This is a genomic window from Allokutzneria sp. NRRL B-24872, assembly GCF_002155965.1.
Taxonomy (GTDB): Bacteria; Actinomycetota; Actinomycetes; order Mycobacteriales; family Pseudonocardiaceae; genus Allokutzneria.
Genome location: NZ_MUMH01000109.1, coordinates 1 through 23,787 on the forward strand (window position 1 = coordinate 1; position 23,787 = coordinate 23,787).

Sequence of the window (23,787 nt, forward strand, 5' to 3'; positions counted from 1 at the left end):
CACTTACAGGACACGGCCTAGGCGATGACCAGAACCGACCACACGAGGAGGCCGTTCTCCTTGTCTTTCTCCTGTTCAACCGGCAAGCCCTTGGCCCGGTCCTCTGCGGACTGGAACTTGAGGACCGGTTCCACGCCCATGACCAGCGCTCCGCGCGGGAAAACGAAGTCATGTGACGTCGGGAGCCTGCTCCCACCTGTGATCGCCATCGTGGTTCTCCTGTTGTTCGTGCCGGTCAGGCCACCTGCCCAACATCTCGACACTCGCCACATTCGACGGAAAACCAGGACAAGAGCACCGCATGAGGGGACAACTACAGATGTCTTTGCTACCTTGAAGTTGTCCCTAGATGTACTCGAGGAGACGCCGTGCCGAACCAGCGTTTGCGGGATGCCTTGCTACGCAACGGTTTGAACTTCGACCACGTGGCGAAGGCGGCGGGCGTCGACCCGAAGACGGTCGAACGCTGGACGACGCAGGACCGTACTCCGTACCCGCGCCACCGGCACATCCTGGCGTCCATGCTCAGGGAGACCGAGACCTACCTCTGGCCGAACGCGGTCGCCGCGAGCGCCAAGAAGGAGATCAACGACTCCGAGGTCGTGCAGGTCTACGCGCACCGCCACTCAATCCCGCAAGACGTGTGGACGCACCTTCTCGATCAGGCAAAGCTGAACATCTCGATCTTGATCTACGCGGGCATGTTCCTGCTGGACAACCCTGGCCTGCTGAAGACGTTGCGCCGCAAGGCCGACGAAGGCGTGAAGATCCGTCTCCTGCTCGGTGACCCGGCAAGCCGCGAGGTAGCGCGACGGGGCGAAGAAGAGGGCATCGGCAAGGGCACGCTCGCGGCGAAGATCCGCAACGCGTTGACGTTCTTCAAGCCGTTGGCGGATGGCTCTACGGCGGAGATCAGGTGCCACAAGACCACGCTCTACAACTCGATCTACCGCTTTGACGACGAGATGTTGGTCAACACCCACGTCCACGGCTTCGTGGCAGCGCACGCCCCCGTGCTGCACCTCCGCCGACTGTCCGGCGGCGACCTCTTCGAGACCTACGCGGAGAGCTTCCAGGGCGTCTGGGACGACGCCAAGCCGCCCAAATGGTAGGCAAGACCCATGGCGCGCACCGATCACTACAAGGACCCGAACGCCCCGCAGGCGAACAGCATCGTTGTGGCCGTCACCGCGTTCATCCAAGACGAGCACAGCCGCGTGCTCCTGATTCGACGCACCGACAACAACATGTACGCGATGCCCGGCGGCGGGCAAGACGTAGGGGAACCGATCGGGCGCACGGTCATCCGTGAGGTCAAGGAGGAGACCGGCGTAGACGTCGAGCCCACCGACGTCATCGGCATCTACTCCGACCCTGCGCACGTCATCGCGTACACAGACGGCGAGGTCCGCCAGGAGTTCTCCATCTGCTTCCGCGCCCGCCTGATCGGTGGCGAGCTGCGCACGAGCGACGAGTCCAGCGAAGTCCACTGGGTAGCCCGCGAGGACCTGGCGAACCTCAACATCCACCCCTCGACCCGCCTTCGGATCGAACACGGATTCGACAACCACGGAACGCCCTACTTCGAGACCTGACCCAGGCTCGCCGCTACTAGGCGTTCTGCATCTCACCCGCATACGCAAATAGGTAACATTGGTGAAAAATGCTGACACTTCGTCGGCGGTTTGCGGAAAACTCGCCTCAATCACGAAATTGCGGGATGGGTGGGACTGAAATGTTCGAGGCGGCTGGCGAGTACCCGTGTGCTGTTACTGAAGGAGGCGAAGAGGGGCTTGAGTTAGGTTTTCTGTGGTGCGCCAACCAAATGGAGGATGGCGATGTTCTGACACTCTTTATTCCTCTAAGGTCGAGCCTGCGAAATAGTCGACTGCTTCAGGATTGGTCGTCCTATCGTGACGTAGACGTGGTGACCTCTCGCGGCGCAAGCTTTATACGCTCCGCTGGACCTGTACTCGCTGTCTGGCCCGACATGGACGCGCTCGGCCAGATCAGCCGATCTGGCAGCAGGGTAAAAGCTCTATGTGTGGCTGCTTGGGTAGAGGAGTGGGTCCGGCCATGGGTTACGGCGACGCAAGCGGAGGTTTTGGGTGATGTGCAGGTATGGGCGGAGGTCTCGGCATCGGATGTGGATCCAGTGGTCGAGGAAGCAATGAAGGGGCTGACGCTCACGGTTAATCATAACAATACAATTGCTGCTGGCTTTGAGAAAGATCAGGTAGTAGGGACTCTTCTAGTTCTCCACGACGCTGGCTATGAACTTGACAGTGAGGAGTTGCAGGGATGGGCGCTCGCCAACGGCTGGACGGGAAAGAATCCAAAGCATCTAGCAAGGTACGTGCGCGAAATTAACAGTGGTAAGCGACCTCGAACACGCTCGATGCCGAAAAGTAGTTATCTTGATCATCTCAAGCGCAAAGTGGCGGGAGAGGGATCCGATGAAGAATAGGTTGAGTTGGCGGAGTTCTGGAGGTTGCGCGCAATAATGCGTGAGCGCTCCGCAGATTTCTTCCCGGATGTCCACTGTTGTAGGTTCTGGCACGATCAGAGAACCTCAAGTTTGGGGGTCGAGTTGGATTCCAGTGTCGAGTACAAACCGCTTCTGTCGGGGATTGGTTTTGCTGGGTATCGCTCATTTGCGACCTGGCAGGAGTTTAATTTCGCGACCAAGGTAACCGTGCTGGCCGGAATAAATAACAGTGGAAAGTCGAACGTGCTGCGGTTTCTGCAGGACGTCATGCCCAAACTGCGCAGCAAGGGGAATACTGAACTCCCTAGTCATGCAGTACTGGGCGATCTCGACCGCCCGCGCGGTTTCCGGACAGTCACGACGCTGGAGGTTGGCGTCCCCATTGCGCTCGGAACGTTTGGTGAACACCAGGATCCGACAAAGCCCCGGGTGCGTCAGAGCTTCAACTCACTTGCTGAATTTCGAGAAGGCGTTATGTCCTTGTTGTGCGAGGCTGAAGGTCGGTATTGGTCGCGCTACATTTTGGGCAATGGCCAATTCTTTGTTGCGGATTCTCGAATCGAGAAGGCCATCAGTCAGTGGCCAGAGTGGAGTCGCTACTACCGATCCGCTCTCGATTCTTTGGGGGGCGGTGCCGTCAATGTTACGGACGTGATGCGCCGCCTCCTGACCTCAATTGGAGGCTTTTCGTCACTCCCTCAGGTTGTAACGATCACAAGCGCGCGCCGAGTGGAGGCAACTGACGACGTTGAACCCGACTGGCTTTCGGGTCGGGGCATTATCCGGGCCCTGGGATCGATCCAAAACCCCTCGCACGACAAGTGGGAAGAGTCTCGGCCGCGGTGGACTGCTATCAACCGGTTCGTGCAGAACGTGCTCGGTGACCCAGACGCCTCGCTCAATATTCCGCACGACTACTCGACCATCCAGGTCGAGACGCCTCAACGCGTCCTTCCACTGTCCAGCCTTGGCAGCGGCGTTGAACAGGTCATCGTGCTGGCCGCAGCAGCCACCGTCACCACGGGATCCCTCGTTTGCGTCGAGGAGCCGGAGACGAACCTCCACCCACTTCTCCAGAAGAAGCTGGTCCGCTACCTCACTGACCAGACAGACAATCAATACATCATTGCAACCCACTCTTCCCATCTCCTCGATGACGCCCGCGCAACCGCTTACCATGTGCGGCTCACCACCGAGGGCAGCGTCTCCCACCTCGCTCGACGTCCACACGAACTGGTCAGAATCTGCAACGACCTCGGGTACCGTCCGTCGGACCTGCTCCAGGCGAATTGTGTCATCTGGGTTGAGGGACCCTCCGATCGGATTTATGTCCGCCATTGGCTCAAACTGCTCGACCCGGGATTGGCGGAGGGCATCGACTACTCGGTCATGTTCTACGGGGGGAAACTCCTCGCGCACCTTACAGTCAGCGAGGATGCGCTTGAGGAGTTCATCAGCCTTCGGAGCCTCAACCGGGCGAGCGCGGTCCTTATCGACTCAGATAGGACGAGCGGCCGCAAGCATATTAGCAAGACCAAGGCGCGGATTAGAGACGAGTTCGCGATGGACTATCCGGCGCCCGGGTTCGCGTGGGTCACGAAGTGCTACACCATCGAGAATTACATACCGGACGACATCTTGAAAGCTGCGGTCGAGCAAGTCCACCCCAGGTCGAATTATCGGTCGGTGGGCCAGTGGGAGAACCCACTTCCGAGCAAGGCAGACGGTCCGACTTTCGACAAGGTCGGCATCGCCGACGCGGTTACGGCGATGCTACAACCACGCCACCTCGATGTGTTCGATCTGCAAGCCCAAGTGACAGCGCTGCGCGACTTCGTGCGCGCTGCTAACGGCCATTCGATTGCACCAGGCCCCCTGAAGTAGCTGGGATTACCAAGCAATCCGCCCGAATCAGTGATGTCAAGCATCAGCCAAAGCACGACAACGGTCGATGTGAGTCCTTGCCGAATTGTGCTCTACGGGATCAAGGGCGCGCCGCCAGCGGCGGCGCTGTGTGCCCGTCGCCTTGGCAGCCGGAGCCGCATCCATCCCGGCAAAGGACGGCCTCCCGCTCCGCTCCGGCCGCCTGCCGGGCAGGCGCGGCCCGCAGCCTGGCGGAGGGGCGCCGCCGCCGACGGCGTGCAACGCCCAAGGCCCTTCCAGCTACCCGAGTCCGTGACGATCGCGTGATCCCCACCTTGGTCGAGGGGCCGGGGCGATCGACGCCCGCCGACGCTTCGCGCCAACGGCCAACGGGGGAGGGGCGCTAGGTGCTGACGTGCGACACCACCCCAACCGCCGTGAGCATCGGCCTTACGTTGGGGTGGCGTGCAGATGGATCTAGCCCGACTCCAGGCCGTCTACAGGCCGTCAGATGTCGGGCAGGCATGAGAAACGCCGAGAACTATCGAGACCTATCCTCGCTGGTAGAGGGCCTTTCCAGGCGTGAACGGCCAGCTCGCATCCGGCCTGGTGAGAGATCACCCAGATCTACGAGGGCACCAACCAGATCCAGCGCGTCGTGATGAGCCGCGCGCTGCTGAAGTGAGGTAGTCCGCTCCTGGAAGGCCCCGGTCCCCGCGACCGGGGCCTTCGTCGTCCTGGGCTGGGCTCATTCAGGATTTGATTGAACGCTTGATCATCTTCACGTCGGCTTTAGTTCAAATTTGTACGGTCTCGAAGGAGGATCTACGGAAGGAACCACTGTGGGAAAGCTCGTGCACGCCCTGCGGGACGTGGTGCTGCTGCTGGCCAGGATCGGCATCGGCATCGTGTTCATCGCGCACGGAGTCTCCAAGTTCAGCGGCATCGACGGCACCGCGGCGGGCTTCGGCAAGATGGGCATCCCGATGCCGACCCTGTCCGCCTACTTCGCCGCCACGGTCGAGACCTTCGGCGGCGCCGCCCTGATCGTCGGCGCCCTGCTGCCGGTCGCGGGCGTGCTGCTCGCCGTGGTGATGGTCGGCGCGGGCGTCTTCGTCCACTTCAAGAACGGCTTCTTCGCGCCGGGCGGCTACGAGTTCGTGATGACGCTCGCGCTAGCCGCACTGGCACTGGGCTTCGGCGGCGGCAAGTTCTCCGTCGACGCCGTGCTCGCCGCGCGCAAGGGCGACCCCGTCATCGTGTGACCCCTGCTGCGTGACCCTTGTTGTGCCGGGCGGTCGATTTCCGCCCGGCACAAGGTTTTCCACTCGCCACCCGTGCCTTCACGCTCGCACGCATCGCGCCTACGCGAACGGCTCCTCTGACGCGTTGAACGCACTGAACGGGTCGTTTAGTGCGTTTGAAGTGCACCGAACGGCCCGTTCGGTGCGGTGGCCGGGGTCAGGTGGTGAGGTCGACGGTGATGCGTTCGGTGCGACGGCGGTCGGCGAGCTTGGCGGGGTCGGGGTTGGTGCACTGGACCAGCGCGCCGCCCGCGGCGATCACGGCGACGAGTCCGTCCACAATGGACTCCGGGGAGTGCCAGTCGAGGTCGGAGAGCACGCGGTCGCCCTCGGCGATGCCCTGCTCCGAAGCACGGGCGCGGGCCAGTGCCACCAACGCGTCCACGCTCAGCTCGTTCAGCGCGGGCTGCTCGCCGGGAACCACAGCGTAGGACCGGAAGAAGTCCCCGTGCACGCGGATCTCGCCGATGTAGTCCACGGTGCCGGGCTCGGGGTTGCGGATACCGCGGCCGAGCGGGTCGAGCGCGACCGCGGCGATGGTCTCGGCCTCCACCTCGAACCCTTGCGGCACAAAGGCGACTTCGAAGTCACCGGCGGCGGGATCGGTCACCACGGACGCGCCCGCCCACCACGAGCCGAGCAGCACGCCGACGGTCTGCCAGTGCGCGGGCAGGGCGACGAGCACCCGCGCCCCGGGCTCCAGGAACACCTCGTCCCGCAGCCAGTTCGCCGTCTTCGCCGCCCAGTTCGCCACCGTCGCCCGCGACAGCTCGATGCGCGTGCCGTCGGCGTCGTCGTAGTGGCTGACCAGGGGCTTGGCCGAGTCGGTCATCAGCGGGGCGAACAGGGCTTCGGTGACGTTCATCAGCTGGTCGTCTCCACTCGTCGCGAGGTCAGTACACGCAGGGGATGCCGTCCGCGGTGATCGGCTCCTCGCTGGTGTTCGGCTGGTGGGCCGCAGCGCGGGAGGCACCGCCGTCCAGTCTGAGCGGACCGCGCCCGGCCATCTTCGGCGGGGTACCACCAACGAGGCCGCTCACCCACGCCCGGACCGCGTTCTTGTCCACGGCCACGATGCTCTGGCCGCGATCGTTGCGCGCGTTGATGTTCACCACCGGGATGGTGCGGAACTCGAAGCTGCCGCCCGCGAGCCCCTGGAACTGCCGCACCAGGTTCAGCGGCTCCCAGCCCTCGTCGAAGACCAGCGACTTGCGCGCGGCCTCGAACAGCGCGGACAGCTTCGCCGGATCGGTGAGCGTGCCGCTGGAGAGCATCTTCTTCACCACGGCGGCCATGAACACCTGCTGCCGCACGACGCGGTCGATGTCCCCGCGCGGCAGGCCGGAGCGCTGCCGGACGAACGCGAGCGCGTCCCCGCCTGCGATGGACTGCCTGCCCCTGCGGAAGTCCGCGCCGGAGTCCGGGTCGCTGGTGGACTGGCGCAGGCACACCTCGACCCCGCCGAGCGCCTCGGTCAGCAGGTAGAAGCCGTACAGGTTGATCTCCGCGTAGTGGTCGATCCGCAGCCCGGTCAGCTCCTGCACCGCGCGGCCGAGCGCGAGCCTGCCCGCCTGGTCGGACTCGCGCTCGCGGCGGCCGCGGTCGGTCACGCGCTGGGCGTCCAGCTCGGTGAGCCGCCGGTTCTTGCCGAGCACGTACGCGGCGTTGATCTTGGCGTCCTCGAAGCCGGGCACCGCGACGTAGGTGTCCCTGGGGATCGAGATCGCGGTCGCCTTGCCGCCGTTGTCCGGGATGCGCAGCACGATGATCGTGTCGGTGTTGAGGCTGGCGTTGGCCTCGGTGCGCAGCTTGCGCAGCACGCTCGGCGGCAGCTCGTTGCCCTGCGCGTCGGTGCGGCTGTCGCTGCCGACCAGCAGGATGTCCGTCGCGCCGTCGCGGGCGGGGGGCGCGCCCGGCTGGCTGCCGAGCTGGTTCACCACGTCGGTCGTGCTGACGTTGTCCTGCAAGCGTTCCAGTGTCGCCCAGCTCACTCCGCTGACCGCGAGCGCGGCAACGGACAGCAGCGCGGTGAGCACCCGGACGGCGTTGACCGCGATCCGCTTCCCCCTGCCCCGCCCGGGTTCCGCGCTCGACGGCTCGTCGGGTTCGTCGAGCGCGTCGAGTTCGGCGGGGTCCAGCGGCACGAACTTCTCGGGCTCGTCGTCCTCGTTCGGGCGCGGCCGGTCCGGCACGTGCTCCTCCTAGCGGAAATGGCGGGACAACGTGGAAAAGCGGCCGCTCCGCCGGGACCGAACGCCCGCGGGAGCCGCTACCCCAAGGCTAGCCAGCTCCACGCAGGTCACCGTACTTCTTAGTCCACCCGTTCGTGCCCTTTAGTTGATGCAGGGGATGCCGTCGGGCGTGGTCTCGGTCTGCTGGCCCTGGTTCGGCGCCGCCGGACGGAGCCCGTTCAGCTCCAGCAGCGGCTGCGCGGCCACGTTGTTCTTCTTGCCGGGCCCCGAGTAGTCCTTGCCGATGAACAGCCGAACGGTCCCCGCGGGGATCATCCGGTCCTTGTCCTCTTCGAGCACCGCGCCGCCGCCGAGCGCCTCGACGACCTTCTTGCCGAAGTCCTGCTGTCCCCTGGAGTAGCGCACGACGGTCTTCGCCCGCGAGACGGCGTTGTCGACGTTGCCCTTGGCGAAACCCTTGGCCACCAAGGCGTCCAGCACGTCGTTGGCCAGTCCGGACGCGCCGGTGGCGTTGCGCACCTCGACGGTGATCGCCTTGTTGTCGGTCGCCGCGCCACCACCGGAGGGCGGTGTCGTCGAGGGCGCTGGTGGCTGCTCCTTGGTCTGGTTGGCCACGAAGTCCTTGACCTGCTTCGGGTCCACCTTGAGCGCGTCGCCGTCGCTGGTCTTGATGTCGCCCTCGATCGGGATGGTCTTGAACTCCACCCCGCCCGACATGACCGTCTGCATCTGCTGGGCGAACTGGAGCAGGTCCATGTTCTTGTCCACCACCACGGACTTCTTCACGGCGTTGACCAGCCCGGTCAGCTTGCCCGGGTCGGTCAGCGTGCCCGCCGAGGTGACCTTCTTCGCCATCGACTTGAGGAAGGTCTGCTGGCGCACGATCCGGTCGAGGTCGCTGGGCAGGCCGTGCCGCTGCCGGACGAAGGCCAGCGCCTGCGCGCCCTCGATGGTCTGCACGCCCTTGGGGAAGTTCGCCCCGGACATGCTGTCCTTGGTCGCGGCCTTGAGGCAGACCTCGACACCGCCGATGGCCTTGGTGATCTCGTAGAAACTGGCCAGGTTCACCTCGGCGTAGTGGTCGACGGTGACCCCGGTGAGCGCGCCGACCGTTTCCACCATGCCCTTGCGGCCCGCCGACGTGGACTCCTGCTCGACCTGCTGCTTGCTCTTGCCAGCGGCGCGCAGCTTCTTCGCGGCGGCGTTCTTGTTGAACGAGTACGCGGCGTTGATCTTGTGTTTGCCGAAGCCGCCCGAGATGTCCACGTAGGAGTCGCGCGGCAGCGAGATGCCGACCGGCTTCCCGTCGACCGGGATGTGCACCAGGATCATCGAGTCCGTGGTGTTGCCGCCCGCGTCACTGGCCCCGGCGTGCAGCTCGCGCAGCACCTCGGCCGGCAGCTCGTTGCCCTGCGCGTCGGTGCGGCTGTCCAGCCCGACCATCAGGATGTCGAGCGCGCCGTCCAGCGGCTTCGGGCCCTTCTGGGCCTCGGTGACGTCGTCGGTGGTGAAGTCGTTGAGCGTGCCCCACGCGTAGCCGGTGACGCACAACACGATCACGGAGACCATCGCCGCGACGGTCTTGCCCGGGTGGAGCTTGCGCTTGGAAGCCGCCGCGCTCGCGGGCGCTGCCGCCGCCGAGCGCTTGGTGGTCCGCGCGCTCGGCTCGCGGGGAGCTTCGGAGCGCACGCGAGCGGTCTTGCGCGCCGGGGGCGGTCCCTGCGGCACGACGCGGGCATCGCGCGAGCGCCCTGCGCCCGCGGGCTGAGCACCCTGGCGGGGAGGCTGGCGGCGCGGCGGCTCACCGGGCGGGACCCGGTCGGCGGGAGGGGGAACGGCTCGTCCTCGACCGCCACCACCCGAGCCGGGAGGCTGCGATCGTCCCTGCTGGCCGGGCGTGGGCCTGCCGGGCTGGCTCCTCGGAACCCCGCGCCTGGGATTTCCCCCGGGCCGCATCGGCCGGTCGTCCACTCTCACTCCTCCCCGTCACTCGAACAGCTCGCGTCACGCCACCTGTGACCTCCCAGGCTAACGGCGTGCTGTCGCCTGGCCGGGCGACTCCCCGGTCTTGGGAGGACGTACCGCCCTTCCATCGGGTTGCTTCGAGAGTCACTACCCCTGTTCAGGCCCGTGGCAGACTTCGCGGCAGCGGGTACACCCAATGGGGGACTGGAGAGTGGAGACGATGCGCGTACTGGTCACCGGGGGCGCCGGGTTCATCGGGTCGAACTACGTGCGCAAGGTGCTGACCGGCGCCTACCCGGTCTTCGCCGAGGCCGAGGTCGTGGTGCTGGACAAGCTCACCTACGCCGGGAACGAGGCCAACCTCGACCCCGTCGCGAGCCACCCGCGCCACCGCTTCATCAAGGGCGACATCTGCGACGCCGCGCTCGTGAACGAGGTCATGGTCGGCGTCTCGACCGTGGTGCACTTCGCCGCCGAGTCGCACGTGGACCGCTCCATCCACGGTGCGTCGGACTTCGTGCTGACCAACGTGCTCGGCACGCAGACGCTGCTCCAGGCCGCTCTGGAGTCGGGCGTGTCGAAGTTCGTGCACGTGTCCACCGACGAGGTCTACGGCTCCATCGAGACCGGTTCGTGGACCGAGGAGCACATCCTGGAGCCGAACTCGCCGTACTCCGCGGCGAAGGCGTCCTCAGACCTGCTGGCCCGTTCGTACTTCCGCACCCACGGGCTGCCGGTGTGCATCACGCGCTGCTCGAACAACTACGGGCCCTACCACTTCCCCGAGAAGGTCATCCCGCTGTTCGTCACCAACCTGCTCGACGGGCACAAGGTGCCGCTCTACGGCGACGGCCTCAACGTCCGCGACTGGCTGCACGTTGACGACCACTGCCGGGGCATCCAGCTCGTCGCCGAGGGCGGCCGGGCCGGTGAGATCTACAACATCGGCGGCGGCACCGAGCTGACCAACCGCGAGCTGACCGAGCAGCTGATCGCCGCGACCGGCAGGGACTGGTCGATGGTGGAGCCCGTCGCAGACCGCCTCGGCCACGACCGCCGCTACTCGGTGGACTGCACCAAGATCAGCAACGAGCTGGGCTACTCGGCACAGGTGCCGTTCGAGCAGGGCCTCGCCGACGTGGTCGCCTGGTACCGCGACAACCGCTCCTGGTGGGAGCCGCTGAAGGAGCGCGCCGCGCTCTAGGCTGGCGCGGTGACCGACTTCGCTCTCCTCGTCCCCGGCGGTCGCGGTCAGCTCGGCGCGGACATCTCCGCACTGGCTGAGACCGCGGGCGCCGGGTTCGTGCACGCGCCCGGCTCCGCCGAACTGGACATCACCGACGCCGAGGCGGTCGCCGACGCCGTCAGCTCGCTCGCCACCACGGCACGCGACGCGGGTCTGCGGCCCGTGGTGATCAACGCGGCTGCTTACACCGCCGTGGATGCCGCGGAGACCGATGAGGCCCGTGCGCTCGAAGTGAACGGTGACGGCCCGCGCAACCTCGCGGCCGCATGCGCCGAACAGCGCGTTCGGTTGCTGCACGTCTCCACGGACTACGTGTTCCCCGGAGACGCCACAAGCCCCTACGAGCCCGCTGATGCGACAGAGCCGCGCACTGCCTACGGCCGCACGAAGCTCGCGGGGGAGCGCGCGGTGCTCGACTCAGGCGCTGAGGCGTGGGTCGTGCGCACGGCGTGGGTCTACGGCGCGGTCGGCGGCAACTTCGTGAAGACGATGGCGAAGTTGGAGGCCCAGCGCGACAAGCTGACCGTTGTCGGCGACCAGGTGGGTTGTCCGACGTGGTCGGCCGATCTCGCGCGTGGCTTGCTGGAGCTCGCCGCGCTCGCCGAGGGCCCGAAGCAGCGCGTTCTGCACGCGGCGGGCGGTGGCGAGACCAGCTGGTACGGCTTCGCGCGCGCTGTCTTTGAAGAGCTCGGCGCGGACCCCACGCGCATTTCTCCGTGCACTACGGCGGACTTCCCGCGTCCAGCGCCACGGCCCGCGTACTCGGTGCTGTCGCCGCGCGCGTGGCAGGAGGCTGGGCTGAGCCCGCTGCGCCCGTGGCGTGAAGCGCTGGCGGCTGCGTTCGCGGAGCACGGGGAAGCGCTGCGATCCTGATCACGTACTGACGGCGACACCGGGGAGCGCGCGCATGGCGAAGTGGGGCAGGCAGCCCGAGGCGGAGTCCACGTCCAAGCCCAAGCGGCGCAAAGCGGGCTGGACCAAGCTCACCGGCACACTGCTGATGATCGTGGTGGTAGGCGCGCTGGGCTACCTGTTGGCCAACACCGCCCTCACCGCCAACCGTCTGCCCAACCCAAGCGCGAGCGACCTGCGCGGCACTGCCGTCACGCAGTCCTGCGCGGACGTGGGACCGGTCGGCTCCAACGGCTTCGGGAAGTACTCGCGGTGCACCGCGGAGGTGTCGTGGGAGAACGGCACGCGCGAGACCCGCGAGTTCGACGGTGGCGAACTGACCGTGAAGGACATCGGGCAGTCCGTGCGCGTTGTTCGGGTGACCACGCCGCCGTACTCGTGGTTGCCCGCACCGGAGTCTTATCAGCGCGAAGGCGGCGACCGTGCGGGTGAGTGGACTGCGACGCTGATCTACGTGATCGTCGGCGGCGTGATCCTGGTGAGCGGCGCTGCGGTGCTCGGCGGACTGCTCTCCTTCATCCGAGGCATCTTCGCCCGCTAGGTGACTGGCGGGAACGTGCCCGCGCGGCCCAGGAGCGCCGGGACTTCGCGCCCCGTGCGTTCGGACAGCCACGCGGAGATCTCCAGCACCACGTCGATGTCCACGCCGGTGCGCACACCCATGCGGTCCAGCGCGTACAGCACGTCCTCGGTCGCGATGTTGCCGTGCGGCGACGGCGTGTACGGGCACCCGCCGATACCGCCGACGGTCACGTCGAGGCTTGCGACACCGCAGTCCAGCGCTGCGAGCGCGTTCGCGTACCCGGTGTTGCGGGTGTTGTGGAAGTGACCGCGCAGCGGCACCCCGTGCGCCACCGCGCGCACTCCGGTGGCGAGCGCGCGCACCTGGTCGGGAGTGCCGACGCCGATGGTGTCGGCGAGGGAGATCTCGTCGGGACGGGCCTCGGCGATCCGGCGGGCGATGCCGATGACCTCCTCCGGCGGGACCTCGCCGCTGAACGGGCAGCCGAAGGCCGTCGCGATGGTCACGGTGGTCCGGACGCCGGTGCTCACCGCCTCCGCGGCGATCTCCGTCCAGGCCCGCAGCGCGTCCTCGACGCCGACGCCCAGGTTGCGCCTGCTGAACTCCTCGGTGGTGGACACGACCACGTTGATCTCGTCGACCCCGGCCTCCAGCGCGCGGTGCAGGCCCTTGCGGTCGAGCACCAGTCCGGCGTAGGAAACCCCGGGGACCCTCGGGACCGACGCCATCACGTCCTCGGCGTCGGCCAGCTGGGGGACCCGCTCGGGGTTGCCGAAGCTGACGGCCTCGATCCGCCGGAGCCCGGCGGACACGCAGCACTCGATGAGCTCGATCTTGTCGACGGTGGTGAGCGGGCGCGACTCGTTCCCCGGGCCGCCCCTGGGCCCGACCTCGATCAACTCCACGCTGCGCATCGACCCGCCCTTGTATACAACTTCCTGGCTGGTTGAAGGATTGATTTCCGCAGACAGTTGTGTCAAGCCGAATTGGACTCTAATTTGCATACAAAAGATCGGTAGGCTGGGGACCGACCGCGTCGACGACGGTGGTGACTGAAGTGGCTCTGGCGGCCGAGAAGGCCTACGAGGTCGTGCGCACGGCGATCCTGGACGGCAGCTACCCGCCCGGTGAACGGCTCGGCGAGGTCGAGCTGGCCGAGGCGCTGGGGATCAGCCGCACCCCGATCCGGGAGGCGCTGCGCAGGCTGGAGGTCGAGGGCCTGGTCGAGGTGCTGCCGCACCGCGGCGCCCGGGTCACCAGCTGGTCGCACGAGGACCTGGACGAGATCTACGAGCTGCGCGTCCTGCTGGAGTCCTTCGCGGCGGCGCGGGCGGCCTCGCGGATCTCCGACGGCGAGCTGGGCAGGATGGACGAGCTGCGCCAGGACATGGCGCGCGCCGTGCACTCCGGCGACGTGGAGCGGATCGCCGCGTGCAACGCCGAGTTCCACGGCATCATCCGGCGCGCCGCCTCCAGCACCCGGCTGGTCACCATGCTCAACGCCGTGATCCAACTGCCCCTTGTGCTCCAGACCTTTCACCGCTACACCCATGAGGACCTCCAGCGCAGCGTCGCCCACCACAGCGAGCTGGTGCACGCGTTCAGAGCGAGGGACCCGGCATGGGCGGAGTCGGTGATGCGTTCTCATGTGCTGGCGGCGCGGCGGGTGCTCGCGGGCCGGTCGAGGGATGAGGAGTAGACACGCCATGGGGTACCGCCTCGGCGTCGACGTCGGTGGCACCTTCACCGACGTGCTGCTGGTCGACCAGGCCACCGGCCGCACGTTCCGCGTCAAGACTCCCTCCACCCCCGACAACGCCGGGCTCGGCGTGCGCAGGGGCATCGCGCTGGTCTGCGAGCAGGCCGGGATCGCCCCCGGCGAGGTCAGCCAGGTGGTGCACGGCACGACGTTGGCCACCAACCTGATCCTGCAGGGCAAGGGCGCGCGGGTCGGCCTGGTGACCACGCACGGCTTCCGCAGGATGCTGCAGATCGCCCGCTCCTACCTGCCCGGCCCGCTCGCCGGTTGGGTGCAGTGGCCGAAGCCGGAACCGTTGGCGCGCATGGAGAACACCATCGAGGTGGCGGAGCGCGTCGACCCCGAGGGGCGCGTTGTGCGCCCGCTGGACGTGCAGGGCGCGCGCGAGGCCCTGCGCGGGCTCCGCGGCTCCGGCATCGAGGCGCTGACGATCTCGCTGCTCAACTCCTACGCCAACGACGTGCACGAGCGGATGCTCGCCGAGGTCGCCGCCGAAGAGCTGCCCGGCCTGCCGATCTCCTTGTCCGCCAGCGTGATCGCCGAGCCCAAGGAGTACGAGCGCGCGCTCGCCGCCGTCGCCGACAGCTACGTCCGGCCCTCGGTCTCCCGCTACCTCGCCGACCTCGGCGACGTGCTGAGCACGGCGGGGATCACCGCGCCGCTGTCGATCCTGCGCGGCGACGGCGTGCAGACCATGCCCGACCGCGCCGCCGACCACCCGCTGGGCCTGCTGTTGTCCGGTCCGGTCGGCGGGGTCGCGGGCGCGAGCTGGTTCGCCGAGCAGTTGGGGCTGCGCGACTTCCTGACCTTCGACATGGGCGGCACCTCCACCGACATCACGTTGGTCCGCGACGGCCGCCCCCGCCTCGCCAAGCAGGCCATCGTCGGCAAGCTGGAGGTCCGGACCAGCAGTGTCGACGTTCGCAGCGTCGGCGCTGGCGGCGGTTCGATCGCCTTCGTCGACGAGCAGGGCGACCTGGTCGTCGGTCCCGAGTCCGCCGGAGCGCGGCCCGGCCCGGTCGCCTACGGGCTCGGCGGCGACGAGCCCACGGTCACCGACGCGAACGTGCTGCTCGGGCACCTGCCCGGCAAGCTCGCCGGCGGCGAGATCATGCTCGACCGCACCGCCGCGCGCAGGGCGTTGAAGGGCCTCGCGCACGATCTTGGCATTTCGCGCTCCTTCGAGGCCGCCGAGCAGGTCGTCGAGACCGTCAACGAGAACATGGCCGCCGCGCTGCGCCTGGTCAGCGTGCGCCAGGGCGCCGAGCCCAAGGACTTCGCGCTGCTCGCCTACGGTGGTGCGGGACCGTTGCACGCCAACGCGATCGGCGTGCTCACCGGCAGCTGGCCGGTGATCGTCCCGCCCGCTCCTGGCGTGCTGTGCGCGCACGGCGACGCCACCGCAGGCCTGCGCGACGAGGACACTGCAATCGTTCGCCGTCCCCTCGATGAAATCGATGACAGTGAGTTCAGGGCGTTGGTCGACGACCTGGAGAAGTCCGTGTGCCACCGCCTGGAAGACCTCGGAGTCACCCGCGCCGAGCAGACCCTGTGCCGCTCGGCCGTGCTCCGCTCGGAAGGCCGGGAGGCGCACGTCCAGCTCACTGACGCCCTGCTCGCCTCAGCCGATCCCCTTGGCGCGCTTGGTTTCCCGCTGTCCGCCGAACTCGTCCGCATCGACCTCGTCGCCCAGGGACCGCGCCTGCACGTCGCGCCCACTGCGCTGCCTCCCGGCGAGGAGGTCCCCGTGACCGCGCTCGTCGCGCACACCGAGATCTGGCACGGCGGGCGCCCCGTGGACGCGCGCATCTACGATCGGGCGAAACTGTTGGCGGGCAACGTGATCGTCGGCCCCGCGATCATCGTGGAGATGGACTCCACGACCCTCGTGCTCCCCGAGCACTCCGCCACCGTCCACCCCACCGGCTGCCTCCTCCTCCGCCCGCGCCCGTAGTCCTCGCGTTTTGGCTAGGCGGTCTCCAGTGGTTGTTGCAACGCCGTGTTGTGGTGGTGTTGTGGCTGGTTGGAGGTGGTTGGGGTGCCGGGTGCTCGGTTGTCGTTGGAGGAGCGGGAGGAGATCTCGCTGGGGGTGGGGGCGCGGTTGTCGGCTTCGGAGATCGCTCGTCGGATTGGGCGGTCTCCCTCGACTGTGTGTCGGGAGTTGGCGGCGAATCGGAGGTGGGTGAATCGTCGCGGGTGGTGGATTGGGCGGTCGTATCGGGCGGTGAAGGCGCATCGGGAGGCGGGGGTGCGGGCGCGGCGGCCTCGGCCGGGCAAGCTGGCCACCCATGACGCGTTGCGGTTGCTGGTGGCGGTGTTGTTGGGGGCGGGCTGGTCCCCGCGGCAGATCAGCGTCATGCTGAAGCGGATGTTCGCCGATGACGAGGGCATGCGCGTGTCACACGAGACGATCTATCTCGGTGTGTATGAGTCTCTGTTCGTGCAGGGCCGGGGCGAGCTGCGCAAGACCCTCTCCCGGTTGTTGCATACCGGCCGCACGCGCCGGAAACCGTTGGGCCGCAATGATAATCGGGGCACGATCCCCGATATGGTCAACATCTCCGATCGTCCCGCTGAAGTCGAGGATCGGGCGGTGTTCGGGCACTGGGAGGGTGATCTGCTGCTGGGCGCGCCGGGCAAGGGGGCGGTGATCACCCTGGTCGAGCGGGCTTCCCGGTTCGTGCTGCTGGCCCCGCTACCAGGACAGCACACCGCCGAGATCGTCAGTGCCGAGCTGGCCCGGATGATCACGACCCTGCCCGAGACCCTGCGCCGGTCGCTGACCTGGGACCAGGGCAAAGAAATGGCCCGGCACGCCGAGTTCACCGTCGCTACCGGGCTGCCGGTCTACTTCTGCGACCCGCACTCACCCTGGCAACGCGGCTCGAATGAGAACACCAACGGCCTACTCCGTCGGTTCTGGCCCAAAGGCAGCGACTTCCGTGACCTCACCCACGCCGACTGCGCCCGCATCGCCTGGCTGCTCAACACCCGCCCCCGCCAGACCCTCGGATGGGACAATCCCGCCCAGGCCCTGAACAATGCCCTCGTTGCAACAGCCACCTGAGACCACCCTACGTGTTGTGATTTGCGAGCGCTCTCATTCGCAACAACGTGACAAAACGCGAAACCTGGCCGGGTGCGGAGGTGCGAAGACCTGGGTCAGGGGGCGGCGCGGCGGTAGGCGGAGACGGTGAGTTCGGCGCAGCGGCGCCAGGTGAACTCGGCGGCACGGGTGCGGCGGGCGGCGAGGGTGGCGGCGTCGGCGGAAGCCTTGACGACGGTCTCCAGCGCGTCGGTCAACGCCTCGACATCGCCGACGGGGACGTGCATCGCCTGTCCACCAGCGACTTCGCGCAGCGACGGCACGTCGGAGCACACGACGGGCACGCCGCACGCGAGCGCTTCGAGCACGGGCAGGCCGAAACCCTCGTCGCGGGACGGCAGGACCAGGGCGGACGCCCCGGCCACCACGCGGCGCAGGTCGAGCTCGGACAGGTAGCCGGTGCGGATCACGTCGCCGTCCACGCGCGCGGCACCGGGACCGGCGAGCACGAGCGGCGGCAGCGCGGCACTGGCACCGTGCGCCTTCAACAGGTTCGGCAAGCCCTTGCGGGGGTTCTCCGCGCCGACGTAGAGCACGTAGCTCTCCGGCAGCTTCAGCCGCCTGCGCAGCGGAAGGCTCGGGGCCTGGGCCACGAACCACGCGGGGTCGACGCCGAGCGGAGTCACGACGATCTTGTCCGTGGGCACGCGGAGCCGTTCGTGCACGACGTCGGCGACGGCCTGGGTCGGCGTGACGATCACGGCGGCGCGCTTGGCGGAGACGCGGACCAGCTCGGGCAGGTCGCTCTCCACCTGGGACAGTTCGTCCGCCGCGTCGAGGAACGCCAGGTCGTGGATGGTCAGCACGCCGCCCGCCCGCAGTGACGGCGGCAGCACGAAGTTGGTGCCGTGCACGACATCCGTGGTCCCGGCGAACAGCTCGATCGGCGGGAGCGAGGACTTCAGCCAGCACGCGCGCAGCGCCCGCGCGGGCACCGGCAGACCGCGAGCCTTCACGCCGTGCGGCACGACGGTGCGCAGCTGCCGCCAGCCCCGCGTGGTGAAGGCCACCGCGCGGACCTGGACCTCGGCCATCGACGCCAGCTCCTCAGCCAGCGCGGAGGTGTAGCGGCCGACGCCCGTCCGGTCGCCCAGCAACGGGTTTCCGTCCAGCAGGACCCGCAAGACAGCCATCAACGGCCCCGCAATCTCTCACGCACCAGTCGGCGCAGACGCCCGGAGGCGCGCTTGGCGACCTCGGCGGCTCCACCGGCTTCGAGGTATTCCTTCACCAGGGTGACGTCCCTGCGCACGCGCTGCGCCACCCCGACCGGCAGCACGGCGGGCGCCGGAGCACCCGTCCTGCGGTCGGCGGCGGGAAGCGGGTTGCGGCAGAACTCCACGAGCGGTGCCAACACCTGCTCCCAGGTGAACCGCTCCCGCACCACGGCGATGTTCTCCGAGCACCGCGCGGCGAACTCCGCGTCGTAGAGCACCTTCTCCAACGCGTCGGCCAGCGCCTGCGGGTCCTCGGCCGGGACGACCAGGCCGAGCCCTTCGGTGCGCACCATGTCGGCGAACGCGTCGCCGTCGGTGGTGATGATCGGCAGCCCGGCCCACAGGTAGTCCAGCGTCCTGGTGCGGAACGCGAAGGTCGTCTCCACGTGCTCGTAGTGCGTGGTGACGCCGCAGTTCGCGTCCAGCAGCCAGTTCTGCCGCTCGTCGTAGGGCACCCAGCCCTCGTTGAAGAACACGTGCCGCCCCACGATGTCCAGCTGCTCAGCGAGCCGCCGGGTCTGGGTGGCCATGTCCATCTCGGGGACGTCGGGGTTCGGGTGGCGCATGCCGAGGAAGCAGAGCTTCACGTCGTTCCGCTTGTGCCGCAAGCGATCCACCGCGTTGACCAGGGTCAGCGGGTCGAACCAGGAGTAGACGCCGCCCGCCCAGAGGATGACCTTGTCGTACTCGCCGACACCGTCCACAGTGGACCGAAGTCCCGGGCCGGTGCGCTCCGCGGGCTTGGCGGACAGGCCGAAAGGCGAGACCGCGAGCAGGGAGCGCACGGTCGGGTCGGCGTCGTAGAGCATCGGCGTGAGCCGCCCGATCGCGCCGAGGTGGCCCAGCCACAGGTGCCGCTGCCGCTCCGAGGCGCAGAGGAAGAAGTCGCCGCGCTCCAACTGGTTGCTCAGCACAGTGGTGACCACGTCGACCACGTGCGCGCGCTGGCCCGGGTCGAGGTCCTTGCCCTGCTCCAGCTGCTCCAGGTGCATCGGGTCGTAGACGTCGCAGACCAGGACCTGCTCGGAGGTCTTGAGCCACGGCAGCATCTCCAGCACGTGGCCCTGCAGCACGATCACGTCCGCCCACGGCGTCTGCTCGTGCATCTTCGCCGGGGGGATGTAGCGCACCGGGAACGGCGCTTCCGGCGGCTGGCAGTGCTTGTTCAGCGTGACCAGGCGGACCTCGTGCTCGCGGCCCAGCACCTCGGCCATGTTCCACGCGCGGATCGCCGGACCGGCCATCTTCTTCGAGATCGAGTCGGCGGTGATCACCATGATCTTGCGCGGACGGCCGTAGATCTCGTCAACGCCAAGGGTTTCCACCAGCGCGTCGTGCGCGAGCAGGTACGGGATCTCCGGCGACGCGCGCTCCATCGCGTTGCGCATCAACGGGAGCAGGTCCCGGTCGGAGCGGCGCCGCGCCTTCTGCTCGACCTCGCGGGAAGCCTTGAGCGACGGCATCATCTCGACGAACCGGTCGATCGCCAGCACCCCGGCGAGGGTGATCCTGGGGACCTCGACCGGGGCCGTCAGGTCGGCGCCCTCGGGCTTGCGGGTGATCTCCAGCTGCTCCGGGTCGACGCCGCCGCGCGCGGTCGCCCTGCGCACGGTCAGCGCGAGCGCGGCGGGCAGCGCCTTCGCCAGCGTCTCGTCCTCGACGTTCTTGTAGAGCGCCGCGAGCGCGTTGCGCTCCAACAGGTAGGCCTCACGCGAATTGTCCACAGTGGACATCGACGCGTGGTGCCGGTGGTAGGCGAGGCAGCGCGGCTCGAAGCGGACGCGCCAGCCGCGCAGGTTCATCCGCCAGCCGAGGTCGACGTCCTCGTAGAACATGAAGAAGCGCTCGTCGAAGCCGCCCAGCTCGCGGAAGACCTCCGCGCGCACGAACAGCGAGGAGCCGGTGCCGAAGAGCACGTCCTTGGCCACGTCGTGGCTGCCGTCGTCCGGCTGACCGCCGTGCAGCTTGTAGCCCGCGCCGTACCAGGACAGCCCGCCGTCGACGAAGTCGATCTTCTCGCCGTCCCAGTCGAGCACCTTGCCCGCGACCGCGCCGATCGTGCGGTCCGCCGCCAGCACCGCGACCGCCGCGCGCGCCCAGTTCCGGTGCGGGCGGGCGTCGTTGTTCAGGAAGGCCAGCACCTGGCCCTTGGCGTGCTGGACGCCGAGGTTGCAGCCGCCCGCGAAGCCCAGGTTGGCCGGGGCCTGCACCAGCCGAACACCCGGCTCGGCGCGCAGCCGCTCGGCGGAGCCGTCGCCCGAGGCGTTGTCGACGCAGATGACGTCCAGCTGGTCGCTCGGGTAGTCCAGGTCCGTGCGCAGCGCGCGCACGCAGGTGAGGGTGTCCTCGACCCCGCGGTAGTTGACCACCACCACGGAGACCTTGGGCGTGAGCACGCTCCTGGCTCCTTCCGGCCGTGCCGTTCGAGGGCATAAGCCTGCCCTATCCGGCGTTGATCAGTACGGGGGCCGGGTGCAACGCCAGGTGATCTGGCGCTCACCGTATGGTGACCTGCGCACCCAGGTAGGGAGGCAGTGATGGGCCAGCTTCGGATCCGGCCGCTGCACAAGCTGTCGGATGACCAGTTCGATGTCGTCCAGGACATCTTTGAGCAGGCATATCCCGACTGGCTGCGGTTGTCCATCGACGAGCTCGACGGCGGGAAGGGCTCCGATCGGATCGCCGTCGCCGGGATGTTCGGCGAGGAGCCGGTGGGCTTCGCGGCCGTCCGCGTGCTCCCCCGATCGGGTTGGACTTTCCTCAGGTACTTCGCGATCGCGGGCGACCGCAGGCGCGAAGGGCTCGGCAGGCGCATGTGGACCGAGCTGACCGAGTACCTCGCGGTCAACGTCGCCCCGCGCCGCCTGCTGTGGGAGGCGCAGCTGCCCGAGCGCGCCGCCCCCGGGTCGCCGCAGCACGAAGCGCGCAGCACCGCGCTGGCCTTCTACGAGTCCATCGGCGGCGAGGTGCTGCCGGTGCACGACTACGTGATGCCGACGACGCTCGGGCTGCCCGCCGAGCCGATGCTGCTGATGGCGCTCGACCCGACCAGTCCGGTGAAGGACCCGAACGGCCTGGTCAAGGCGTTGCTGTCGGAGCACTACGGCGTCGAGCGCTACGAGGTCTGACCGGCCCACCGCGCCCAGACCTCGCGCCGCCGCGCGGAGGTCGCGAAGCGCCGCGTTCTCGGCAGGCGGAGCAGCACCTCGCCGAGCACGCGCAGCCGCAGCCGGACGGAGAAGTTCAGCGCGTCCGGCCGTGACCTGCGCAGCGGCAGCACGAGCGTCAGCGCCGCGAACTTCGCGAGCTGCCGCAACGCGATCGGTGTCGGAGCGCAGCGCAGCAGCATGAGCAGGCGGTTCCGCTCGTTCCACAGGTGGAAGCTCCGCGAACCGGGCTGCGTGCTCACGCCGTGCAGGTGGAGTGCGCGCGCACTCGGAGCTGCGACGATCTCGTGCCCGTCGAGCCGGAGCCGCCACGCGGTGTCGGTGTCCTCGTAGTAGCAGAAGAAGCCCGCCGGAACGCCGCCGATCGCGCGGAGGACTCGCGTTCGCAGCAGCACCGCTCCGCCGCAGAAACCAAAGACTTCTTCGGTTTCCCGGTCGACGTCCGCGCCGTGGCCGTCGTGGGTCAGGCGCACCCCGGTCGACTGCACCGCTCCGCCCGGGGTGAGCAGGACCGAGCTGGCCGCCGCCGCGCGCGGGCTCGCGTCGAGCGCGTTTTCAAGTGCTCCCAACCATCCGGGCTCGGGCGCGGCGTCATCGTTGAGCCAGGCGACGAACTCCGTGCGCACACGGGGCAGTGCCGCCGCGATCCCGCCCGCGTAGCCGACGTTCTTGTTGAGCCGCAACACCTCCACGTCGCGCAGCAGCTCGGCGGTGCCGTCGTCGGACGCGTTGTCCACCACGAGTGTCCTGTGTGGACGATCCTGGGCGCGGAGGGCGGCGAGGCACGCCTCGATGTGCTCGCGCCCCCGCCACGTCACGACGACCACCGTGCTCCGCACACCGCCCACCCTGGGAAAGTACCCGCATGCCGGAGTTGGTTGTGGTGGCGGAGCAGTTGCTGGCGCCCGTGCCTGGCGGGACCGCGCGGTACACCAGGGAGCTGGTGCGCGCGCTCGCCGTGACCGCGCCCGAGAACTGGGAGGTCAGCACCGTCGTCGCACGGCACGCCGACCCGGGCCCCGCGATCGTCCCCGGCGTGAACGGGCCGCGCGTGCTCAGCCTGCCCAGGAGGGCGCTGACCGCCGCGTGGGAGCGCGGATTGCCGTTGTGGCCGGGCGGCGACTCCGTGCACGCACCAACCCCTCTGGCGCCTGCGCGGGCGAAGCTCGGCCGGAGCCTCGTCGTCACCGTGCACGACACCGTCCCTTGGACTCATCCCGAGACGCTGACCAGGCGTGGAGCGAGCTGGCACCAGCGCATGATCACGCGTGCCGTTTCACGTGCTGACGCGATCGTCGTGCCGACCGCCGCCGTCGCTGATGATCTTCGCCGCCACGCGCCGGGCTCGGTGGACGTCCAGGTGATCGGCGAAGGCGTTCCGGCGAGTCTGCGTGCGCCGTCCGAAGCTGTCCGCGAAGCCGTTGTGCGGCGCCTCGACGTGCCGCGCCGCTATGTGCTGGCAGTGGGCACTGTTGAGCCGCGCAAGGGGCTTGACGTGCTGATCAAGGCGCTGGCCGATGTCGCGGACGTTCCGCTGCTCGTCGTTGGCGCGCAAGGTTGGGGCGGCGTCGACCTGACGGCGCTCGCGCGTGCCGCGGGACTGGAAACCGGGCGGGTGCGGCACCTCGGCGCGGTGTCCGACGCGGATCTCGGAGTGCTGCTGCACGGGGCTTCGGTTCTCGTCGCTCCGAGCCAGGCCGAAGGGTTCGGACTGCCCGTGCTCGAAGCCATGGCGGCCGGGGTTCCCGTGGTCCACTCCGACGCGCCCGCGCTGGTCGAGGTGGCTGGCGGAGCCGGGATCTCCGTGCCCAGGAACGACTCCGGTGCCCTGGCCGTCGCTCTGCGCACCGTGCTGACCGATCCGGCTCGGGCGGGGGAGATGATCGAGGCGGGCAGGCTGCGCGCGCAGGACTACAGCTGGGAGAACGCGGCGCAGTTGGCTTGGCAAGTGCACCAGCGGTGCTACGCGGCCGCGCGGGCGAAGATCACCTGATCAGGTCTTTGATCGTCTTCCCCTGGTTCCGGCCGCATCCGAATCCCGGAAT

21 protein-coding genes are annotated in these 23,787 nt (G+C 68.2%); 13 read left to right on the top strand and 8 right to left on the bottom strand.

The window, feature by feature from the left end; all coding sequences use genetic code 11:
- Positions 1-17 precede the first annotated feature (17 nt).
- Entirely contained in the window at positions 18-209 is a 192-nt protein-coding gene (locus CCN37_RS26175; RefSeq protein ID WP_086825776.1) for a hypothetical protein, read from the bottom strand.
- Positions 210-368: 159 nt separating this feature from the next.
- Between CCN37_RS26175 and CCN37_RS26180 the strand changes: the two genes are divergently transcribed.
- From CCN37_RS26180 to CCN37_RS26200, 5 genes are all read left to right on the top strand, one after another.
- Positions 369-1,112 (top strand): DUF5919 domain-containing protein, encoded by a 744-nt coding sequence (locus CCN37_RS26180; protein WP_086825778.1) that lies wholly within the window; start codon positions 369-371, stop codon positions 1,110-1,112.
- 9 nt (positions 1,113-1,121) lie between these two features.
- Positions 1,122-1,595: an NUDIX hydrolase gene (locus CCN37_RS26185; RefSeq protein WP_086825780.1), complete on the top strand. Its 474-nt coding sequence runs from the start codon at positions 1,122-1,124 to the stop codon at positions 1,593-1,595.
- Between the two features lie 140 nt (positions 1,596-1,735).
- Entirely contained in the window at positions 1,736-2,467 is a 732-nt protein-coding gene (locus CCN37_RS39190) for a hypothetical protein (RefSeq protein ID WP_143261812.1), read from the top strand.
- 36 nt (positions 2,468-2,503) lie between these two features.
- Positions 2,504-4,372 carry an AAA family ATPase gene (locus tag CCN37_RS26195; protein ID WP_143261813.1) on the top strand — a complete coding sequence of 623 codons (1,869 nt, stop codon included), beginning with the start codon at positions 2,504-2,506 and terminating at the stop codon, positions 4,370-4,372.
- Positions 4,373-5,193: 821 nt separating this feature from the next.
- Positions 5,194-5,616: a DoxX family protein gene (locus CCN37_RS26200; RefSeq protein WP_246843318.1), complete on the top strand. Its 423-nt coding sequence runs from the start codon at positions 5,194-5,196 to the stop codon at positions 5,614-5,616.
- 196 nt (positions 5,617-5,812) lie between these two features.
- Here CCN37_RS26200 and CCN37_RS26205 read toward each other — a convergent pair whose 3' ends face one another.
- The 3 genes from CCN37_RS26205 to CCN37_RS26215 all read right to left on the bottom strand — a co-directional run bounded on the left by CCN37_RS26205 (position 5,813) and on the right by CCN37_RS26215 (position 9,575).
- Positions 5,813-6,520, bottom strand: coding sequence for a TIGR03089 family protein (locus tag CCN37_RS26205; RefSeq protein WP_086825787.1), 708 nt, complete (start codon positions 6,518-6,520; stop codon positions 5,813-5,815).
- A 28-nt stretch (positions 6,521-6,548) separates the two neighbouring features.
- A complete protein-coding gene (locus CCN37_RS26210) occupies positions 6,549-7,847 on the bottom strand; it encodes an LCP family protein (protein WP_246843319.1) in 1,299 nt (432 codons plus the stop codon).
- A gap of 141 nt (positions 7,848-7,988) precedes the next feature.
- A complete protein-coding gene (locus tag CCN37_RS26215) occupies positions 7,989-9,575 on the bottom strand; it encodes an LCP family protein (protein WP_143261814.1) in 1,587 nt (528 codons plus the stop codon).
- A gap of 457 nt (positions 9,576-10,032) precedes the next feature.
- Between CCN37_RS26215 and rfbB the strand changes: the two genes are divergently transcribed.
- From rfbB to CCN37_RS26230, 3 genes are read left to right on the top strand one after another with little or no spacing between them, the layout of a single operon-like run.
- Positions 10,033-11,016, top strand: a complete 984-nt coding sequence (gene rfbB, locus CCN37_RS26220; protein ID WP_086825858.1) for a dTDP-glucose 4,6-dehydratase — start codon at positions 10,033-10,035, stop codon at positions 11,014-11,016.
- Positions 11,017-11,025: 9 nt separating this feature from the next.
- Positions 11,026-11,931, top strand: a complete 906-nt coding sequence (rfbD, locus tag CCN37_RS26225) for a dTDP-4-dehydrorhamnose reductase (protein WP_086825791.1) — start codon at positions 11,026-11,028, stop codon at positions 11,929-11,931.
- Positions 11,932-11,965: 34 nt separating this feature from the next.
- Positions 11,966-12,511: a DUF6346 domain-containing protein gene (locus CCN37_RS26230; protein WP_086825792.1), complete on the top strand. Its 546-nt coding sequence runs from the start codon at positions 11,966-11,968 to the stop codon at positions 12,509-12,511.
- On the opposite strand, the gene CCN37_RS26235 is transcribed toward CCN37_RS26230, so the two are convergent.
- Entirely contained in the window at positions 12,508-13,407 is a 900-nt protein-coding gene (locus tag CCN37_RS26235; protein ID WP_086825795.1) for a hydroxymethylglutaryl-CoA lyase, read from the bottom strand. The genes CCN37_RS26230 and CCN37_RS26235 overlap by 4 nt on opposite strands.
- A gap of 134 nt (positions 13,408-13,541) precedes the next feature.
- Here CCN37_RS26235 and CCN37_RS26240 point away from each other — a divergent pair, with 134 nt between their 5' ends.
- The 3 genes from CCN37_RS26240 (at position 13,542) to CCN37_RS26250 (ending at position 17,319) form a co-directional block, all read left to right on the top strand.
- The gene (locus CCN37_RS26240) at positions 13,542-14,192 is read left to right on the top strand and encodes a GntR family transcriptional regulator (protein ID WP_210408205.1); all 651 of its coding nucleotides are present in this window, start codon (positions 13,542-13,544) and stop codon (positions 14,190-14,192) included.
- 7 nt (positions 14,193-14,199) lie between these two features.
- Positions 14,200-16,206 carry a hydantoinase/oxoprolinase family protein gene (locus CCN37_RS26245; RefSeq protein ID WP_086825798.1) on the top strand — a complete coding sequence of 669 codons (2,007 nt, stop codon included), beginning with the start codon at positions 14,200-14,202 and terminating at the stop codon, positions 16,204-16,206.
- 84 nt (positions 16,207-16,290) lie between these two features.
- Positions 16,291-17,319, top strand: a complete 1,029-nt coding sequence (locus CCN37_RS26250) for an IS30 family transposase (protein ID WP_086825800.1) — start codon at positions 16,291-16,293, stop codon at positions 17,317-17,319.
- A 95-nt stretch (positions 17,320-17,414) separates the two neighbouring features.
- Here the strand turns inward: CCN37_RS26250 and CCN37_RS26255 are convergent, their stop codons facing one another.
- Both CCN37_RS26255 and CCN37_RS26260 read right to left on the bottom strand, forming a co-directional pair.
- Positions 17,415-18,491, bottom strand: a complete 1,077-nt coding sequence (locus CCN37_RS26255; RefSeq protein WP_086825802.1) for a glycosyltransferase family 1 protein — start codon at positions 18,489-18,491, stop codon at positions 17,415-17,417.
- Positions 18,491-20,971 (bottom strand): glycosyltransferase, encoded by a 2,481-nt coding sequence (locus CCN37_RS26260; protein ID WP_086825804.1) that lies wholly within the window; start codon positions 20,969-20,971, stop codon positions 18,491-18,493. The genes CCN37_RS26255 and CCN37_RS26260 overlap by 1 nt, the downstream gene beginning before the upstream one ends.
- A 141-nt stretch (positions 20,972-21,112) precedes the next feature.
- Between CCN37_RS26260 and CCN37_RS26265 the strand changes: the two genes are divergently transcribed.
- Positions 21,113-21,703, top strand: a complete 591-nt coding sequence (locus CCN37_RS26265; RefSeq protein ID WP_086825806.1) for a GNAT family N-acetyltransferase — start codon at positions 21,113-21,115, stop codon at positions 21,701-21,703.
- Here CCN37_RS26265 and CCN37_RS26270 read toward each other — a convergent pair.
- Positions 21,691-22,590: a glycosyltransferase family 2 protein gene (locus tag CCN37_RS26270; RefSeq protein ID WP_086825807.1), complete on the bottom strand. Its 900-nt coding sequence runs from the start codon at positions 22,588-22,590 to the stop codon at positions 21,691-21,693. The genes CCN37_RS26265 and CCN37_RS26270 overlap by 13 nt on opposite strands.
- 17 nt (positions 22,591-22,607) lie before the next feature.
- Here CCN37_RS26270 and CCN37_RS26275 point away from each other — a divergent pair, with 17 nt between their 5' ends.
- The gene (locus CCN37_RS26275; protein ID WP_086825810.1) at positions 22,608-23,735 is read left to right on the top strand and encodes a glycosyltransferase family 1 protein; all 1,128 of its coding nucleotides are present in this window, start codon (positions 22,608-22,610) and stop codon (positions 23,733-23,735) included.
- The last annotated feature ends 52 nt before the right edge of the window (positions 23,736-23,787 follow it).

Coding starts and splice junctions, on each gene's coding strand:
- CCN37_RS26255 (WP_086825802.1), bottom strand. CDS start 18,491: ATGGCTGTCTTGCGGGTCCTGCTGGACGGAAACCCGTTGCTGGGCGAC.
- rfbB (WP_086825858.1), top strand. CDS start 10,033: ATGCGCGTACTGGTCACCGGGGGCGCCGGGTTCATCGGGTCGAACTAC.
- CCN37_RS26265 (WP_086825806.1), top strand. CDS start 21,113: ATGGGCCAGCTTCGGATCCGGCCGCTGCACAAGCTGTCGGATGACCAG.
- CCN37_RS26205 (WP_086825787.1), bottom strand. CDS start 6,520: ATGAACGTCACCGAAGCCCTGTTCGCCCCGCTGATGACCGACTCGGCC.
- CCN37_RS39190 (WP_143261812.1), top strand. CDS start 1,736: ATGTTCGAGGCGGCTGGCGAGTACCCGTGTGCTGTTACTGAAGGAGGC.
- CCN37_RS26235 (WP_086825795.1), bottom strand. CDS start 13,407: ATGCGCAGCGTGGAGTTGATCGAGGTCGGGCCCAGGGGCGGCCCGGGG.
- CCN37_RS26230 (WP_086825792.1), top strand. CDS start 11,966: ATGGCGAAGTGGGGCAGGCAGCCCGAGGCGGAGTCCACGTCCAAGCCC.
- CCN37_RS26245 (WP_086825798.1), top strand. CDS start 14,200: ATGGGGTACCGCCTCGGCGTCGACGTCGGTGGCACCTTCACCGACGTG.
- CCN37_RS26275 (WP_086825810.1), top strand. CDS start 22,608: ATGCCGGAGTTGGTTGTGGTGGCGGAGCAGTTGCTGGCGCCCGTGCCT.
- CCN37_RS26195 (WP_143261813.1), top strand. CDS start 2,504: ATGCGTGAGCGCTCCGCAGATTTCTTCCCGGATGTCCACTGTTGTAGG.
- CCN37_RS26175 (WP_086825776.1), bottom strand. CDS start 209: ATGGCGATCACAGGTGGGAGCAGGCTCCCGACGTCACATGACTTCGTT.
- CCN37_RS26185 (WP_086825780.1), top strand. CDS start 1,122: ATGGCGCGCACCGATCACTACAAGGACCCGAACGCCCCGCAGGCGAAC.